The sequence below is a fragment of the Streptosporangium sp. NPDC050148 genome, assembly GCF_055586505.1.
This window is the reverse complement of record NZ_JBVJIA010000014.1, coordinates 10,834-26,535: the sequence shown is the minus strand read 5'-3', so window position 1 is coordinate 26,535 and position 15,702 is coordinate 10,834. Positions and strand designations below refer to the sequence as shown.

Annotated in this window: 18 protein-coding genes; 8 read left to right on the top strand and 10 right to left on the bottom strand. The window is 71.5% G+C overall.

Going from position 1 to position 15,702, the window contains the following annotated elements; all coding sequences use genetic code 11:
- Positions 1–212: 212 nt before the first annotated feature.
- From ACZ6RT_RS17535 to ACZ6RT_RS17515, 5 genes are all read right to left on the bottom strand, one after another.
- Positions 213–1,571 carry an SMI1/KNR4 family protein gene (locus ACZ6RT_RS17535; protein ID WP_470154663.1) on the bottom strand — a complete coding sequence of 453 codons (1,359 nt, stop codon included), beginning with the start codon at positions 1,569–1,571 and terminating at the stop codon, positions 213–215.
- Positions 1,572–1,685: 114 nt separating this feature from the next.
- Complete coding sequence (locus tag ACZ6RT_RS17530) at positions 1,686–1,910, bottom strand: hypothetical protein (protein ID WP_344895312.1); 225 nt, start codon at positions 1,908–1,910, stop codon at positions 1,686–1,688.
- A gap of 267 nt (positions 1,911–2,177) precedes the next feature.
- Positions 2,178–2,642, bottom strand: a complete 465-nt coding sequence (locus tag ACZ6RT_RS17525) for a hypothetical protein (protein ID WP_399194876.1) — start codon at positions 2,640–2,642, stop codon at positions 2,178–2,180.
- Positions 2,643–2,705: 63 nt separating this feature from the next.
- On the bottom strand, positions 2,706–3,620 hold the full coding sequence (locus ACZ6RT_RS17520; RefSeq protein ID WP_399194878.1) for a helix-turn-helix domain-containing protein: 915 nt from the start codon (positions 3,618–3,620) through the stop codon (positions 2,706–2,708).
- Positions 3,621–3,798: 178 nt separating this feature from the next.
- On the bottom strand, positions 3,799–4,548 hold the full coding sequence (locus ACZ6RT_RS17515) for a hypothetical protein (protein WP_470154660.1): 750 nt from the start codon (positions 4,546–4,548) through the stop codon (positions 3,799–3,801).
- Positions 4,549–4,823: 275 nt separating this feature from the next.
- Here ACZ6RT_RS17515 and ACZ6RT_RS17510 point away from each other — a divergent pair, with 275 nt between their 5' ends.
- The 3 genes from ACZ6RT_RS17510 (at position 4,824) to ACZ6RT_RS17500 (ending at position 6,298) form a co-directional block, all read left to right on the top strand.
- Positions 4,824–5,348 carry a PepSY domain-containing protein gene (locus ACZ6RT_RS17510; RefSeq protein WP_470154658.1) on the top strand — a complete coding sequence of 175 codons (525 nt, stop codon included), beginning with the start codon at positions 4,824–4,826 and terminating at the stop codon, positions 5,346–5,348.
- A gap of 357 nt (positions 5,349–5,705) precedes the next feature.
- Entirely contained in the window at positions 5,706–5,891 is a 186-nt protein-coding gene (locus ACZ6RT_RS17505) for a hypothetical protein (RefSeq protein ID WP_399194884.1), read from the top strand.
- A gap of 113 nt (positions 5,892–6,004) precedes the next feature.
- Entirely contained in the window at positions 6,005–6,298 is a 294-nt protein-coding gene (locus ACZ6RT_RS17500) for a hypothetical protein (protein WP_470154656.1), read from the top strand.
- A gap of 90 nt (positions 6,299–6,388) precedes the next feature.
- Here ACZ6RT_RS17500 and ACZ6RT_RS17495 read toward each other — a convergent pair whose 3' ends face one another.
- On the bottom strand, positions 6,389–7,021 hold the full coding sequence (locus tag ACZ6RT_RS17495) for a uridine kinase (protein WP_399194888.1): 633 nt from the start codon (positions 7,019–7,021) through the stop codon (positions 6,389–6,391).
- Between the two features lie 348 nt (positions 7,022–7,369).
- Between ACZ6RT_RS17495 and ACZ6RT_RS17490 the strand changes: the two genes are divergently transcribed.
- Positions 7,370–7,759 (top strand): isoamylase early set domain-containing protein, encoded by a 390-nt coding sequence (locus ACZ6RT_RS17490; protein ID WP_399194890.1) that lies wholly within the window; start codon positions 7,370–7,372, stop codon positions 7,757–7,759.
- A gap of 72 nt (positions 7,760–7,831) precedes the next feature.
- Here ACZ6RT_RS17490 and ACZ6RT_RS17485 read toward each other — a convergent pair whose 3' ends face one another.
- Entirely contained in the window at positions 7,832–8,311 is a 480-nt protein-coding gene (locus ACZ6RT_RS17485; protein WP_399194892.1) for a DUF6789 family protein, read from the bottom strand.
- Positions 8,312–8,715: 404 nt separating this feature from the next.
- Between ACZ6RT_RS17485 and ACZ6RT_RS17480 the strand changes: the two genes are divergently transcribed.
- Complete coding sequence (locus ACZ6RT_RS17480) at positions 8,716–9,063, top strand: STAS domain-containing protein (protein WP_399194894.1); 348 nt, start codon at positions 8,716–8,718, stop codon at positions 9,061–9,063.
- A 162-nt stretch (positions 9,064–9,225) separates the two neighbouring features.
- On the opposite strand, the gene ACZ6RT_RS17475 is transcribed toward ACZ6RT_RS17480, so the two are convergent.
- Together ACZ6RT_RS17475 and ACZ6RT_RS17470 are read right to left on the bottom strand one after the other, a co-directional pair.
- Positions 9,226–9,630 (bottom strand): ATP-binding protein, encoded by a 405-nt coding sequence (locus tag ACZ6RT_RS17475; protein ID WP_470154654.1) that lies wholly within the window; start codon positions 9,628–9,630, stop codon positions 9,226–9,228.
- A complete protein-coding gene (locus ACZ6RT_RS17470; RefSeq protein WP_399194898.1) occupies positions 9,623–9,949 on the bottom strand; it encodes an STAS domain-containing protein in 327 nt (108 codons plus the stop codon). The genes ACZ6RT_RS17475 and ACZ6RT_RS17470 overlap by 8 nt, the downstream gene beginning before the upstream one ends.
- 65 nt (positions 9,950–10,014) lie before the next feature.
- On the opposite strand from ACZ6RT_RS17470, the gene ACZ6RT_RS17465 reads away from it, so the two are divergent.
- Positions 10,015–13,260 carry a SpoIIE family protein phosphatase gene (locus ACZ6RT_RS17465; protein ID WP_470154653.1) on the top strand — a complete coding sequence of 1,082 codons (3,246 nt, stop codon included), beginning with the start codon at positions 10,015–10,017 and terminating at the stop codon, positions 13,258–13,260.
- On the opposite strand, the gene ACZ6RT_RS17460 is transcribed toward ACZ6RT_RS17465, so the two are convergent.
- Positions 13,261–13,479 carry an EF-hand domain-containing protein gene (locus tag ACZ6RT_RS17460; RefSeq protein WP_470154652.1) on the bottom strand — a complete coding sequence of 73 codons (219 nt, stop codon included), beginning with the start codon at positions 13,477–13,479 and terminating at the stop codon, positions 13,261–13,263.
- 150 nt (positions 13,480–13,629) lie between these two features.
- On the opposite strand from ACZ6RT_RS17460, the gene ACZ6RT_RS17455 reads away from it, so the two are divergent.
- Both ACZ6RT_RS17455 and ACZ6RT_RS17450 read left to right on the top strand, forming a co-directional pair.
- Positions 13,630–14,118, top strand: coding sequence for a GNAT family N-acetyltransferase (locus tag ACZ6RT_RS17455; protein WP_399194904.1), 489 nt, complete (start codon positions 13,630–13,632; stop codon positions 14,116–14,118).
- Positions 14,119–14,494: 376 nt separating this feature from the next.
- Positions 14,495–15,574 carry a lytic polysaccharide monooxygenase auxiliary activity family 9 protein gene (locus ACZ6RT_RS17450; protein WP_399194906.1) on the top strand — a complete coding sequence of 360 codons (1,080 nt, stop codon included), beginning with the start codon at positions 14,495–14,497 and terminating at the stop codon, positions 15,572–15,574.
- Positions 15,575–15,702: the final 128 nt, after the last annotated feature.

Genomic DNA, 15,702 nt, shown 5'->3' with positions numbered 1-15,702 from the left:
CCGGGCCGGCCGACCACGACCGCGCACGACGGTCCTGAGCACGCTGCCGGGGATCCCGCGACGACCGGGGTGTGACGACCGTCGCGGGGACGCTCCCGCGGGTCGGCGCGACGGCCCGTTCCCTCGACGGCCCGTTCCCTCGACCCGGCCCGTTCCCCGGTCTCGTCCGGTCTGTTCGCCCCGTCAGGGTCGTCAGGGTCGTCAGGGTCGCGTCAGGGGGAGCCGGAGGTGCCCGGGTCCGTGGCCGGTGACGACTCGGCGACCTCCCACTCCAGCCGACCGTCGACCGCCCGGGGCCTCATGTGCCCGATGGAGCCGCCGGTCTCCAGGGCGTCCGCGGTGGCCTTCAGCAGGGCGTAGTACGAGCGGATCGCGATTCCTCCGACGGTGAAGCGCATGTTCCCCTCGTGATCGGTCCCTCCGACGTCGCGTCTCACCGAGTCGACCACCAGATGGTTCCCCGATCCGTCGGCGGTGATGGGGATCATCCGCCCGTCCCACCACTCCGATCGCGGATCGGAGAGAGCTCCTTCGCCCCCGTCGCCGGAATCGATCCCGCACAGCATCCGCCACGTGTCCCGGATCTCCCGGACGCTCAGGTTCATGTCCCCCTGGAAACCGAATCGCCAGACGCCCTCCACGAAGACGGTCCCGTCGTGTCTCAGCAGCGAGGCCCGCAGGGAGTCGGGGAAGCGCAGGCCCGTCTGCGCCTCCGCCACCGCGATCGTCCGGGCCCTCCCGGGCCTGCCGAGCGTGCGACGGCTCGCGGGGGCGTTGGTCCTCAACCACCTCTCGATCCGCCGCCACTGCCGGTTCACCGCCCGCGTCACCCTCGGATCGACCGGCCGCACGCGAGGGACGGCGGGGGCGGGCCGGCAGTCCGCGTCGGTAACCGGCCCGTGGTCCGGCTCGGGCGTCTCCGGCGTCACGTCCGGCACCGGCGACTCCGACTGTTCCGGCGGCCCCGTGGACGGAGAGGACGGCTCCTCACCGAGGACCGCGTCGGCCCTCGGCCCGTTATCCGTACAGGCGTAGGTGAGGGCGAGGGGATCCCGGCCCTGGGTGCACGATCTCGCGTACCGGCCGGAATCCTCGATCGGCGTCCCGGAGGGGAAGACCGCGGACTCGAGGGCCTGCGTGGCGCCCGCCAGCAGGAGGAACGCGAGCCCGGCGGCGCCCCAGCGGCGCAGCCGGCGCCGGGTGGTCTCGTCCAGCGGCTCTCGCGGCTCTCGCGGCGATCGGGCGAGAAAGCCCTCGACGGCGGAACGGAGAGCGGAGGGTCCGGCGTCGTGGCGCTTGAGATCCTCGGCGGTGGGGGCGCCGAGGACCGGGACCGGGGGCCACGGCGGGACGGGCCCGCTCACCGCCCTGGCCGGGGACCCGGCCTGCGCCGGAGACGAGGCCCCGGCGGGCGGGACGTCGTGACGGAGGGGGCCGGAATCCCGGTGTGCCCGGATCGGGATCGGGCTCCGGCTCCGGTGGAGACGCGTGACGATCGCGATGACCACCATCGCCGTCGCGCCGACCGCGAGCGCGAGCCGTACTCCTCGGGAAGTGATCAATCGCCGCACGTCCGGCAGAGTATCTCGAATCAGTCATGCCGGATCGGCGTTCCGCGACCTCACCGGCGCGACCTCACCCGCGCGGCGGCGTACCCGGCCCTGCGGAACGGGCCGGCGTCCCCCTCACTCGTCCCCGACGCGCTCCCTGATCCACTCCAGACCGTCCTCCCAGGAGGCGAAGGCCTGCAGGTAGCGGCCGTCACGGGCGTGGAAGGCGTGGTAGCGGAACTCCCCGTCGCTGCCCGTACGGATCAGGTCGTAGAGGTCGCCCTTGGAGCGGTACCACACGCACTCGGCGTCGGCGGGACGCGAGGGCGAGGCATAGGCGAACTCACGTGTGATGGACATGGGACGGATGCTACGGATCGCCGAATCACCAGGCAATGCCGTATCCATTTCATTAAGGGATATTCCGCCCTCCCGGGAAATCCGGAAGGGCGGAATGCCCGGCAGGGATCGGGAGGGCCCCGTCCCTCACCCGGTGACCGGCGGCGGGGCCGCGCTCATCCGGCACGCGGTATGAGGAGCCGCCTTCACCCGGCGCGCCGGAGCCGCGTCCACCCGGCACGCGCCTTCGGGGTCGTGTTCATCCGGTGCGTGGTTCCGGGGTCGCGCTCATCCCGCGGGCGGGGCCGGGGTCGGGCTCACCCGGTGGTCGGTCAGGTGCAGGTCGCCGCCCAGCTCCTGACGCAGCTCGTCCAGGACCTTCCGCGCGCCGAGCACGGTCCACAGGTCCCCCACGAGGTGCGGGTTGTACTCCGGCGCCTGGTCCATCCACTGGTCCTTGCCGGACTGGGTGACGAAGGTGCTGATGAAGAACCGTCCCGTGGCGGTCTTGCAGGCCCCCGTCCGGATGTCGACCGCGTCGACCTGAATCTCGGGCTTGCAGCCGACCTTCTCGGCCAGCTGCTCCACGGTGAGCGGCGGCCCCGCGGGAGCGGCGTTGCCGGCCGCGGCCGCCGCCGGGGCCGCGGGGGGCTGCTCCGCGCTGCAGGCGAGGGAGAACGAGAGGGCGAGGGTCACGGTGGCGACCACGCGGATGTTCCTGGCGACACCGATCCGGCGCGAATGTGTCAACATCCTTCAGATACGCTCACCGGCCCCGCCGGGTTCACCGCATCCGGCACCCGCTCGTGAGAGGCGTCAGCCCGCGAGCTCGTCGCGCAGCTCGCGCAGGAACCGCTTGCTCTCGGAGAGGGAGTACGCCTGGACGCACAGGCGGTCCATGACCTGCATGTAGTGGTCGGTCTCCTCGAGCTTGTCCACGTACAGGGCGCTGGTGAGCTGCTCCATGTAGACCACGTCGGGCAGGTCCCGGTCGGCGAAGCGCAGGATGGAGAAGGGTCCTCCGGCCGCGGCGTGACCGCCGTGCTCGAACGGCATGATCTGCAGCTTGATGTTGGGCATCTCGACGACCTCGAGCAGGTGGTCGATCTGCGCGCGCAGCACCTCGGGCCCGCCGATGGGCCTGCGCAGCACGGCCTCGTCCATCACGGCCCACAGGGTCGGCGCGTGCGGCCTGCTCAGGCGCTCCTGGCGGGCCAGCCGCAGCGAGACGCGGCGGTCGACCTCCTCCGCCGAGGCGGCGCCGTGCACCAGCATGATGACGGCGCGCGCGTACTCGGGACTCTGCAGCAGACCGGGGATGAACTGCACCTCGTAGGTGCGGATGACCGAGGCGGCCTCCTCCAGGCCCACGTAGACCTCGAACCAGCTGGGCAGGAGGTCGCCGTACTTGTGCCACCAGCCGGGGGCGTTGGCCTGGCGGGCCAGGGCGAGCAGCGGGGCCCTTTCCTCGGTATCGGTCACCCCGTACATCGTCAGCAGGTCGGCGACGTCGCGTTCCTTGAAGCCGACCCGCCCGAGCTCCAGACGGCTGATCTTGGCGTGGGAGGCGCGGATGGCGTAACCGGCCTGCTCGCGGGTGATGTTCTTGGCGACGCGCAGCCGCCGCAACTGGGAACCGAGCAGAATGCGCAGGATGGTGGGGCCGCCACCGCCCGAGTAGGCGAGGACGCCGCTCTGCGCGTCACTGTCCTCGGCGGTCTGTCCGGCCATGTCGGCTCCCTGTCTCACCTTTCTGCGATGTCATACCTTTCCATACTACTGTGAGATTTGCACGGCCCTACGCGCCCGCACGTGCCCGATGCACTTGCAACAGCATGTGCATACGCCATCGAATTGTCATTTAAAGACATATTCCAGGACAACGTCACGGCGTCCGAAAACCCCGGGGTCACTGTCCCACCGCGAGCCCGTACGCGCCACGGACACCGCCCGTCGAGCCCACCGAGCCTGCGGCACCCGCCGAGCCCGCCGTGCCGGTCCCGTCGGACCCGTCGGACCCGTCGGCCTTTCCGGGAGGGACGCCCCGGTTCTTGGCGGTACGCCGGGAGAGCATCCCGCGCACGATGTCGCAGAGCTCGCTCGTCTCGCGCGGCGAGAGCACCTGGCTGAGACGTCGCTCGACCACGCCCCCGCTCAGCGGCCCCGGGGCCCTCGTCACGTTGAGGTAGCCGGACAGGAACGCGATCCGGAACAGCTTCTCCTGCGAGGGCGACTCGGCCCGGTCACGGGCCGACCTCTGCGGCGCGTCCCCCTCCCGGTGACGGGACACCTTCAGCCCGGGGAGCAGCAGGTGCGCGGCGGCCCGCTGCAGGGCCCTGCCGTAGGCGCGCATCGGCCCCTCGGGGGAGAACGCCACGATCGACCTGCCGACCGCCTCCGCCGCCTCCGCCGGAAGGTCCGCGATGCCGGTCTCCTCGCCCAGGCAGGTGTAGACCCGCACCACCCTCTCCCCCACGTACCCCGGCTGGACGTGCTGGGAGAGGGTGACTGTGACCGTCGACCCGTCCGGGTTGCGCAGCTCGGCGATGTCGGCCGCGTGGGTGATGTAGGTGGTGGGGTGCTCCCGCTCGCACCACGACGGGCACGAGACCCCGTCCCGGAGACGAAGAGTGCCGACGGAGGCCGTGATGTCGTCCATCCCAATCCTTCCAGCGCGCGGATCCGCGACGGCGGCACGAGGGACGGCGGCCCGCGTCCGGCCACGGGCCGGGGAGCGCCGCCCCGGCCCGCACCGCCGGTTCCAGGGTCGCTTTCATCCGCAGGTACGCAGGAACGGCGCGCCGGGTTCATCCCGGCCCCGCACCGGCACTTCACCGGTCCTTCGCACCGCGATCCGGTGCTCCGGCCGGCCTTAACCTGCCTTTAGGGTTGCCGCAGCGTGACGCTAACGGGGTCCCCGGCACAGTGGTGGACATGCGAAACACGACGAAGATCACCATTGCCGGTGCCGGACTTCTCGCCGTCGTCGCCGGAGGCGGCGCCGCGGCCTTCGCCGGAACCGCGACGCCCACCCCGGCTCCGAGCGGCACGGCGACCTCCCCCGCCCCGGTGAACACGACCCCCGGTGCCGAGACCGCCCCCGCCACCCCGCAGCCCGGTGAGGCCGAGGCCAAGATCAAGCGGGACGCGGCCGTCAAGATCGCCCAGGACAAGGTGCCCGGCGCCAAGCTCGTCAACGCCGAGTTCGACGGCGAGGAGACCCCCACCACCTGGGAGGTCGAGCTCCTCCAGGGCGACGTCGAGCACGAGTTCGACATCGACGCCACCAGCGGCGCGATCCTGGAGCAGGACCAGGAGACCAGCACGGCCGCCGAGCGGGCCGCCGACCAGGCCGAGGACCAGGCCGAGCAGGCGGGCCAGGACGACGACCAGAACGAGCAGGCCGAACCGGCCGAGCAGGACGACCAGAACGAGCAGGCCGGCGGCCAGGACGACTGACACCACCGGACCGCCCTGACGCCCCCGCGACGGGGAGCGTGAAGGGCCGGGGACGATCACACCTCGCCCCCGGCGCGACCGGCCCCCGGGTCCACGTGACCTCGGGGGCCGCTCCGCGTCCGGCGAGCGTGCCCCGAACCCCGCGACCGTGCCCTGCCGCGCGCTGCCGTGCCTGCCCCCGGTGCCGCACCCTGCCCTGCCCTGCCGTACCGCGCGCTGCCGTGCCGTCCGACCCCGGTGGCGGCCGTCCCCGGGACCCGCGGCCCGCGGAGGGCGCCGTCACGGGCGAGGTCGTGGAGTCGAAGCCCGAAGCAGGGGTATGGGGAGCGCATGAGCCTTCAAGAAGAACTGCGTCAAGTGGAAGCAGATTTGGAGAGAATGCGCGCCGAGGTCGCCGAGATGCGCCGTCAGGTCGGGGACGTCGGTCCCACCGACCCCACGGAGCAGTCGATGATGATCAACCAGGCGGACGAGCAGGAGGTCCTCATCGCCTCGCTCGACGCCAGACGCGAGGAACTGCTCAAACGCCTCCGCGAGGAGTGACCCGGGCCGCGCGACCCCGTCCCGGGTGAAGCCCTCGCCTGCGGTTCGTGACATTCGGTTATCCATCATCCCAGGGGGTAACCATAAGAACGAACCATCATCGGGGGGACGAAATGATCAAAATGCTTCACAAGATGGGCGTGAAGTCCGGCGCGATGTACGTCGCCGGTATCGCCTCGATCGGCGTGTCGATCGCGGTCTGGGCGACGTCGCACGCGTCGGAGAAGGCGGGTATCGACCGCGCGGACCGATGGGGGATCTTCATCGGAGAGTGGGCGCCCACCTTCTTCGCGATGGGGGTCGCGCTGCGCATGGAGGAGGTCCGCGACGAGGCACAGCCCTCCGAGCCGGAGCAGCTCCACAGCTCCTACTCCGAGGGCAGGATGCCCTCACGGGCGGGTGTCTAGCGGCACCACCGGATGATCGGACGGCGGGGCGCGTCGAGGGACGCGCCCCGCCGTCATGTCCCCTGATGTTCCCCGTCCCCCCGGGCCGGGTCAGGCCGGGGTGACCAGGGCGGGATGCCGGGGGTCGTCGACCCGGACCACCACGTCGGCGATCTCCGCGGGCCCGACCTCCTCCTCGTAGCGGGCGTAGGCGGGCAGCGTCCAGCGCTCGTCGTCGGGGGTACGCCGGGCGAGCGCGCCCGGCGAGAGCCGCAGGTGCACGGTCAGCTCGAACGGCAGCCCCCGGCCCAGCAGCAGTGGGCCGTCCAGCAGCAGCACCCCGCCCGCCGGCACGGTGACGTAGGGCGCGCGGGTGGCGCGGTCGGTGACGCTGTTCCAGAGGGTGGGGAGCACCTTGCCCGACCCTCCCGCGTCCAGCGGCCCCAGGACCTCGCGGGTCAGCCCTCCGTGGTCGAACCAGTCGGTGTAGAAGGAATCGGGGTCGGTGCGGCCGAACTCGAAGCGGAGCGAGGCCGGGCGCAGGAAGTCGGCGGCCGAGACGCGGAACACCTCCCGGCCGCGGATCCTGAGCGGGCCGGCGAGCGCGTCGGCGAGGTCGCCCGGCCGTGCCGCCGGGGCTCCGTCGAGCGCGACGCGCACCCACTCCCCGCGGGGCCGCGCGGCCACCCGGTCGGCGAGTTCCTCCACCAGTGACGACGGGGATATCGGCCGTATCTGCTGCACCCCACCATCCTCGCCGACGCGCGGCCGTGGCGGACCCGCGGGCGCGGGCACCTCGCGCGTTCCTACCCGCCGGTACGGGCGCCGGATCACGGTCGCGGGCCGGTCGCCCCCCATGACCTGGTCAAGGTCGGACGTGATGGCGCTCAAAACTTGGCGTGTCCCGGTTGTCCAGCCGCTATGGGCGGTAACGAACCATATGGATCGACGGCTCGGCCGTGACCGGGCGTCGGCCTCTGATCGCGTCACGTCTCTGTCGGCGCGATCCGGTAGTTGGCGTGATCTTCACGCTTTCCGCAATCGAGATCACGGCGCATTACGTACAGAGACAGTGATGTCAGGAGGATTTCAGTGATCAAGCGCGGTAAGCCGACCAAGAACGGCCAGGTCAAGCTGACTTTCACCGTAACGGAGAACCCGGGCCATGGCGGGGTCTCCCTGGTCGGCGACTTCAACGACTGGGACCCCTACGCCCACCCCATGGAGCGTAAGGAGAACGGCGCCTACCAGGTGAGCGTCGTCGTTCCCGCCCGGCAGCCCATTCGCTTCCGCTATCTCGCGGACGGCGGCGTGTGGTTCGACGACGCCGACGCCGACCACCACGACGAGCACGGCGGCCGGATCAACCCGGTGGACGTACCGGAGATGCCTGACATGACCGCGGCGCATACCGTGGGCAAGCCGATGCGGCAGACCCTCTCGGCCGGGCAGTCCGCCTCGGCCTCGGTCCCCGCCTCGTAGACGGGAGCCCGTCCTCGGACGGGACCTCGTTCGCGGGGACGGCCGGATCCGCGGTCCCCGCGAACCCCGCGCTCATCCGCGCGGATCGCCGCTCCCCGGTCCGGCAGGGCCGGTGGAGCGGCTCATGCCGTTCACGGCGAGGGTGAGCGTCGCGCCGTACACGACGTGAGCCGCGGCCATCACCGCCGGGCGTCCCGGCCGGTCGTCGGAGATCGGCGGCATGATCCCCAGCATCGGCACCCAGCCCTGGTAGCTGACCACCCAGATCGCCAGCCCGTACCCCACCCCGACCGGCAGCGGGGCGCGTTCCTTCCCGAAGAACGCGCCGAACGCGGCCCCGCACGCGCTCCCGAAGGCGAAGTGCGTGAGGGCGCCGAGCACTCCCTCGCCACGCTTGGGACGGTGCCGGTACCCGGGCATGAAGGCACGGACGATCTTCTTGGGCGGCTGGTCGCCCATCAGGCCCGCGCGGTCGCCGGCGAGCATCACCGCGCTCATCGCCGCGGTGGCGAGGACGCCACCCGCGGCTCCCTTGACGAGATCACGAAACATGACCGTTCCCTTTCGCCGTGTCCGGTTCGCAGGACTTCGTTTTCACGGTCTCCCCCGTTCCCTGCCACTCCTGACCGTTTTCGGCCATCTGTCGCGGTCCGCGCGTCCCCGCCGGACCGGTGGACCGCTCCCTCGCCGTGCCCGGGACCGGAGCGGGCAAACGGCGGCCTCCCCGGCAGGTCGGACCGGCCGTCGGCGGCGGTACGGCGAGGCTGCGGACGGGCGGGCGGACGACGGCGCCCATGCCTTCTGATCACCGGTGGTATGCCATCAGGCGTTGAACTGTCACGAGCCACGGGCGTACGGTGGAGGCGAATGGCACCCGTCCTTGTACGGCTCCCGACCGGGCGCTGTCCCCAATCTGCCGTAGACAGCGGGGCGATATGACTCGACTTTCCGTCACCGTGGACACACGTCCGCACTTCTCCGTGGTGACCCTGACCGGAGATCTGGACAAGTCCTCGGCACCGCGGCTGGAGGAGAGGCTCGCGGAGTTCATCGGGCGAGGTCATGTCTACCTGGTCATCGACACCACGGACCTGGAGTTCTGCGACTCCACGGGCATCTGGGTGCTGCTGACGAGCCTTCGGCGCGCGTACGAGCGGAAGGGATGGCTGCGCCTGGTCGGCGTGCACGGCTTCCTCGGCCGCCTGCTCGAACTGACCCGGCTGCGCGACGCGTTCCCCATCGACTCCACCCTTGAGGAGTCCCTGCGCGAGGTGTCCGGCGGAGGCGTCCCGGTCGCGCGCTGATCCCGGCGGGCCGCGCACGCGGCCGTCACGAAACGGTCAGTGCGGAGCGGCCGGCGCGAAACGGTCAGTGCGGAGCGGCCGGCGCGAAACGGTCAGTGCGGAGCGGCCGGCGCGAAACGGTCAGTGCGGAGCGGCCGGCGCGAAACGGTCGGCGCGGAGCGGTCAGTGCGGAAGCAGCATCGTGAGCCGTACCGTCGATCCCCCTGGGTCGTGCAGGATCTCCACCGAGTCGCACAGCGTGCGCATCAGCCAGATCCCGTAGCCGCGGCGGGATCCCACGGGGGGCTGCTTCATGCCCGCGTGGGGATCGATCAGCAGACCGGCGTCGTCGTGGATCTCCGCGACGACCCGTCCCTCCAGGTGGCGCATCGTGAGGGTGCCGGTTCCGCCGGAGTGGTCGAGCACGTTGTTGGCCGCCTCGCTCAGGGCGAGGACGAAGTTCTTCTCGGTGAGCTCGTCGAACTCCGCCCGGACCAGGAAGGTGCGGACCTTCGCCCTGAGGGAGGCGAGGTCCCCGGAGATCGGGAAGATCACGCGAGCGATCTCTGCACCGCTCCCGTCACCCATGGGACTCCTCGACGATCCGGATCACCTGGTCGAGGGCGGAGACCCGGAAGAGCTGCCGCAGATGCTCGCCCACCCCGGTCAGGACGAACTCCACCCCGGCGCGCTCGGCGTCGGCGTGGGCGTCGAGCAGGGCGACGATCCCCGAGGAGTCGCAGAACGGCACGCGCGTCAGCTCGACGACCAGCAGGGCGGGAGATTTCCGCAGGTCCGCGTCCACCGCGGCGGCCAGTGGCTCGGCGGAGTCCCGATCCAGCTCGCCGATCGGGACGAGCACGGGAGAGCCGTCGGGGTCGATCCTTCGCTCCAGACGAATGGCCATATCCTCACCGCGAAAGCCGTCGCTCCACCAGGTATCGTCACAGTACCTGACGGTCAGGGAGTGAGATGCAGCAGGTGAGCCCCGCCGGCGGGGAGATGGGACGGCGGATCGGGGCCCACGACTGGGCCGCCACACCGCTGGGCCCGATGGAGAGCTGGCCCGCGGCGCTGAGAGCCGCCGTCGACATCGCGCTCTCCTCCCGCGCCCAGATCGTCATCTTCGCCGGTCCGGACTACGTCGCGCTCTACAACGATCCGTACATCCCCACCATCGGCGCGAAGCACCCGGCGGCGCTCGGCCGGCCCGCCGAGGAGAACTGGTCCGAGACCTGGGACGTCCTCAAGCCCCTGCTCGACGACGTACGGGAGACCGGCGAGCCCTTCTGGGCCCAGGACCACCTCTTCCTGCTGGAACGCCACGGTTTCCTGGAGGAGACCTACTTCGACGTCTCCTACGGCCCGATCCGGGTCGAGGACGGAACGGTCGGCGGGGTGATGTGCCTGGTCAGCGAGACGACCGGGCGGGTGCTCGGGGAGCGCAGGATGCGCACGATGAGCCGGGTGGGCGAGGCGGCCACCGGCGGCACCCGCGAGGAGGTGGCGCGGGCGGCGCTGTCGGCCCTGGCCGAGGCGCACGACGACGTCCCGTTCGCCTTCGCCTACCTCGCCGAGGAGACCGGTCCCGCCGATCCCGCCGGTCTCACGGGTCTCACGGGTCTCACGGGTCTTGTGGGTCCCGGCGGGGACGGGAACGGCCCGGCCGGGGACGGCGGCACGAGCGGGCTGCGGATCGTCGTACCGGACGGGACGGCCCCCGAGCGGATCCCCGTCACCCTCGACGGTGTCGCCGGCGGTGACGGGGGGGTCACGCGCCCCGCGCGAGGCGTCATTCCCGTGCCCGCCGAGCGGTTCGGCGCGCGGGGACCGGCCGTCGCCCTGCCGCTCACCTCCGGCGACGAGACGCTGGGACTGCTGGTGTGCGGGGTGAACCCCCGGCTGCAGCCGTACGACGACTTCTTCGAGACGATCGCGGCGAGCGTGTCGCGGGCGCTGGCCGCGGCGGCGGCCCACGAGCGGGAGCGCGTCCAGGCGCGCAGGCTCGCCCGGCTCGACGCCGACAAGACCGCGTTCTTCGCCAACATCAGCCACGAGCTCCGCACCCCGCTGACGTTGATCCTGGGGCCGCTGGAGGAGCTGCTGGAGGACCCCTCCGTCGCCCCGGAGCAGAGCGCGGTGCTGCGGACCGCCCGCCGCAACGCGGTGCGGCTGCTCACCCTCCTGGACGACGTGCTGGACGTCACCAGCATCGACGCGGGCCGGACCCGCGCCTACCACCGGCCGACCGACCTGGTGGCGCAGACCGGTGAGCTGGTGAGCGTGTTCCGCTCGGCGACCGAGAGCGTCGGGCTCACCCTGGACGTCGAGTCCGAGCCGCTGCCCGAACCGGTCTTCCTCGACCGGCGGATGTGGGAGCGGATCATCTTCAACCTGCTCTCCAACGCGGTCAAGCACACCTTCGCCGGGGGGATCACGGTCGGCGTGCGCTCGGGCGGCGACCACGCGGTGGTCACGGTCTCCGACACCGGCATCGGCATCGCCGGCGAGGAGATCCCCCACCTCTTCGACCGTTTCCACCGGGTCCCCGGCTCCCCGGCGCGCAGCGACGAGGGCACCGGCATCGGCCTGGCCCTGGTTCACGAGCTGGTCACCCTGCACGGCGGGCGCATCGAGGCGAGCAGTCTCGTCGGCGGGGGGACGACGTTCACGATCAGGCTGCCGTACGGGTCCGCGCACCTTCCCCCGGCGCAGGTGGGCGAGGCGGCGAACCCGTACGAGTCCGGCTCCGACCACGTCTCGCACTGGCTGCCGCTGCCCGGCGAGTCCTCGGGGCGGCCGTCCTCGGACGGGGCCGCGCCGCCGGTGGAGCCGAGCGGGACGGAGCACATCCTGGTCGCCGACGACAACGAGGACCTGCGCCGCTACCTGGTGAGGCTGCTCAGCCCGCACTGGGAGGTGACGGCCGTGGCCGACGGGGCCGCCGCACTGCGGGCGGCCCGGGAGCGGCTCCCCGACATGATCGTCGCGGACGTGATGATGCCCGGCATGGACGGCCTGGAGATGGTCCGCAGGCTCCGCGCCGACGCGGTCACCCGGAGCGTCCCGATCATGCTCCTGTCGGCCAGGGCCGGGCAGGAGGAGTCGCTGACCGGCCTGATCGCGGGCGCCGACGAGTACCTGGTGAAACCCTTCTCCGCGCGCGAGCTGCTCACCCGCGTGCGGGGCGTGCTGCGGCTGTCGGCCATCCGGTCCCGGCACAACCGCCGGCTGCGGGAGCTGACCGAGGCGGCGCTCGCGCTCAACGGCGCCTCCAGCGCGGCGGACGTGCTGAGGGTGGCCGGGAGGTACGGGGAACTGCTGGCCGAGACCTCCGGGGTGCGGGTGACGGTCACCGGTGACGCGCCCGGTGGCGACGGGGCCGGGCGGGCCGGGACGGTGCGGATCGCGGTCTCCGGTGCTCCCCCCGAGGAGGTGGCGGACGACACCGTGCTGCGCCAGCTCGCCCAGCTCACCTCGGCCCGGCTGCGGGACCTGGAGCAGTTCGAGCAGGAGCACCGGATCGCGACCACGTTGCAGCTGGCCCTGCTCCCGGACGTCCCCGAGATCGGCGGCACCGTGATCGTCGGCCGGTACGTGCCCGGCAGCGACGAGGCCGGGGTCGGCGGGGACTGGTACGACGTCGTCCGGATCTCCGACGAGGAGGTGGTGCTGGTCATCGGCGACATCGTCGGCAAGGGGCTGCGGGCCGCGGCCTCGATGGGCCGGATGCGCAACGCGCTCAGGGCGTACGCGCTGGAGGATCCCGACCCCGGGCGTACCCTCGGCCGGCTCAACCGGATGACCGCCGGGCGGCACGACCGCATGCACGCCACCGTGCTGTGCGTGCGGCTCTCCCTGGCGGACGGGCGGCTGGAGTACGCCAGCGCGGGCCACCCGCCCGCGCTGCTCTGCACCGCGGGCGGGCAGGCGGACTTCCTCGGCGGGGCCCTCTCCCCGCTGATCGGCGCCATGCCCTCGACCGTCTTCTCGACCGGGACGGCGCGGCTGGGACACGGTGACCGGCTGCTCCTCTACACCGACGGCATCGTGGAGAGCCGGTCGTGGAGCATCCTGGAGGGCATGGACCGGTTGCGCGGGGAGATGGCCACGGCCTCGCGGCTCGATCTCGGCGTCATGATGGAGTCGCTGCTCACCCTGGTCGAGGACGGGGAGAACCGCGACGACGTGGCCCTGCTCGGTTTCGCCCGCGCCTGATCAGTCGGCGGCGACCAGGCGGACGAACTCCTCGAACGAGAACCGGCCGTCGCCGTCGGAGTCGCCGTCGCGGTTCAGCGAGCCCAGGGCCTCGGGGGGCAGGGCCGGGAAGTGCTCGGCGAACTCCCGTTCGGTGATGAAACCGTCGCCGTCGGTGTCGATGGCGGTGAACGCCTGCCTGAGCTCCGCCAACCGCTCCCCGCTGGGCTCTGTCGACATGGTGACCCGCCTTTCTCAACGACCCGTGCTTCGATCAGCAGACAACTTACGGGAGGAGCGACCGGCACGACCACACGACCCCATATAAGAGGATTTATCACCGAAAATCCTCTTTCGGGGACGCCGGTGGCCTCCCCCTAGACTTCGGACATGATTCGCCCCGCAACGCCGGACGACATCCCGGCGATCATCGACATGGTCCGCGGACTCGCGGAGTACGAGAAGGCGCTGGACAAGGTCGAGACCACCGCCGACCGGCTTCACGAGGCGCTCTTCGGCCCTTCGCCCAGCGTGTTCTGCCACATCGCCGCCGACGGCGAGCAGGTCGCGGGGTTCGCCCTCTGGTTCGTGTCCTACTCGACCTGGCTCGGCAGGCACGGGATCTACCTGGAGGATCTCTACGTCCACCCGGACCGGCGCGGGGGCGGCCACGGCAGGGACCTGCTGGCGGAACTCGCCCGCATCTGCGTGGAGCGCGGCTACGGCCGCTTCGAGTGGTCGGTGCTCGACTGGAACACCCCCAGCATCGCCTTCTACCGCTCGCTCGGCGCCGAACCGCTGGAGGAGTGGGACCAGTACCGCCTCACCGGCCCCGCGCTGGAGCGGCTCGCCGCGACCGCGGGGGAACGACGGGGGTGACCGCGGGCGCGCCCGTCCCTCTCCCGCCCTCCCGTCGCGGCGTTTCCCGCACGTCCTCGGGCACGGACCGCCAGAACGCGGGCACGGACCGCCAGGAGACGAGAAGGGACCGCCAGGACACGGGACGGGACCGCCAGGACGCGGGAAAGAGCGGTGAAAGCGCGTTCCGGCCACCGTGAATCTTTCATCCCGCCGGACCGCCCCGCGACCCCTCTGACCTCGCAGGACGACACGTCGTCACGGCGCGGCGGAGGGGTCGCGTTTACACCCCGGAAACAGCCACCTAGAGTCCGTCTCGCGTGAGCGCTCACCGCCGTCGATCAGCGACCCTTCATCCCTCGAAAGGGAGGGTAATCCTGTGAGTAAATGGCGAAGCATGGCTGTCGCCGGTGTGGTCACATTGATGACCGCGCTTCTCGCCGTCGTTCTCGTTCCCCAGTCGGCATCGGCGCACGGCGCCATGATGGTGCCAGGCAGCCGGACCTTCTTCTGCTGGCAGGACGGCCTCTCCCCGCAGGGGAACATCGTGCCCATCAACCCGGCGTGCAAGGCCGCGGTGGCCCAGAGCGGGGACAACTCGCTCTACAACTGGTTCAGCCTGCTGCGCTCCGACGGAGCGGGGCGGACCCGGGGCTTCATCCCCGACGGCAAGGTGTGCAGCGGCGGCAACCCCGGTTACAGCGGGTTCGACCTGCCGAGCGCCGACTGGCCGGTCACGCACCTGACCGCGGGCTCGACCCTGCAGTTCAAGTACAACAAGTGGGCCGCCCACCCCGGCTGGTTCTACCTCTACATCACCAAGGACGGCTGGAACCCCAACCGGGCGCTGACCTGGGACGACCTGGAGAGTGAGCCCTTCCACACGGCCGACCACCCGCAGAGCGTCGGCTCGCCGGGCACCAACGACGCCAACTACTACTGGAACGCCACGCTCCCCTCGAACAAGACGGGCCGCCACATCATCTACTCGGTGTGGAAGCGTTCCGACTCCGCGGAGACGTTCTACAACTGCTCCGACGTGGTCTTCGACGGCGGCAGGGGCGAGGTGACCGGTGTCGGAAGGCCCGGCTCCACCCCCGGCCCGACGCCGACGGTCACCCCCACCCCGGACCCGACCCCGACGGTCACCCCGACCGTCACGCCGACGCCCGACCCGGGCGGCCCCTGCACCGCCACCTACAAGACCGTCAGCTCCTGGTCGGGTGGTTTCCAGGGTGAGGTGACCGTGAAGAACACCGGTTCGGCGGCCCTCAACGGCTGGACGGCCAGGTGGACGCTCGGCTCCGGCAGCACCGTCAACAGTGTGTGGAACGGCACGCACACGACATCGGGATCGACCGTCACGGTGAGGAACGTCGACTGGAACCGGACACTGGCCGGCGGCGGTTCGACGACCTTCGGGTTCACCGCGTCGGGCAGCAGCGGCACCCCTGCCGTGACCTGCACCAGTCCATAACGGGAGAGGGGTCCCGGGGGGGGGGGGGGGGGGGGGGGGGAGGGAGCGGCTCCCCCCCCCCCCCCCCCCCCCCCGACCCCCCCCCACCAAATAGAAGGGTGACAACGGGATGAGTGAGGAGGAGGTGG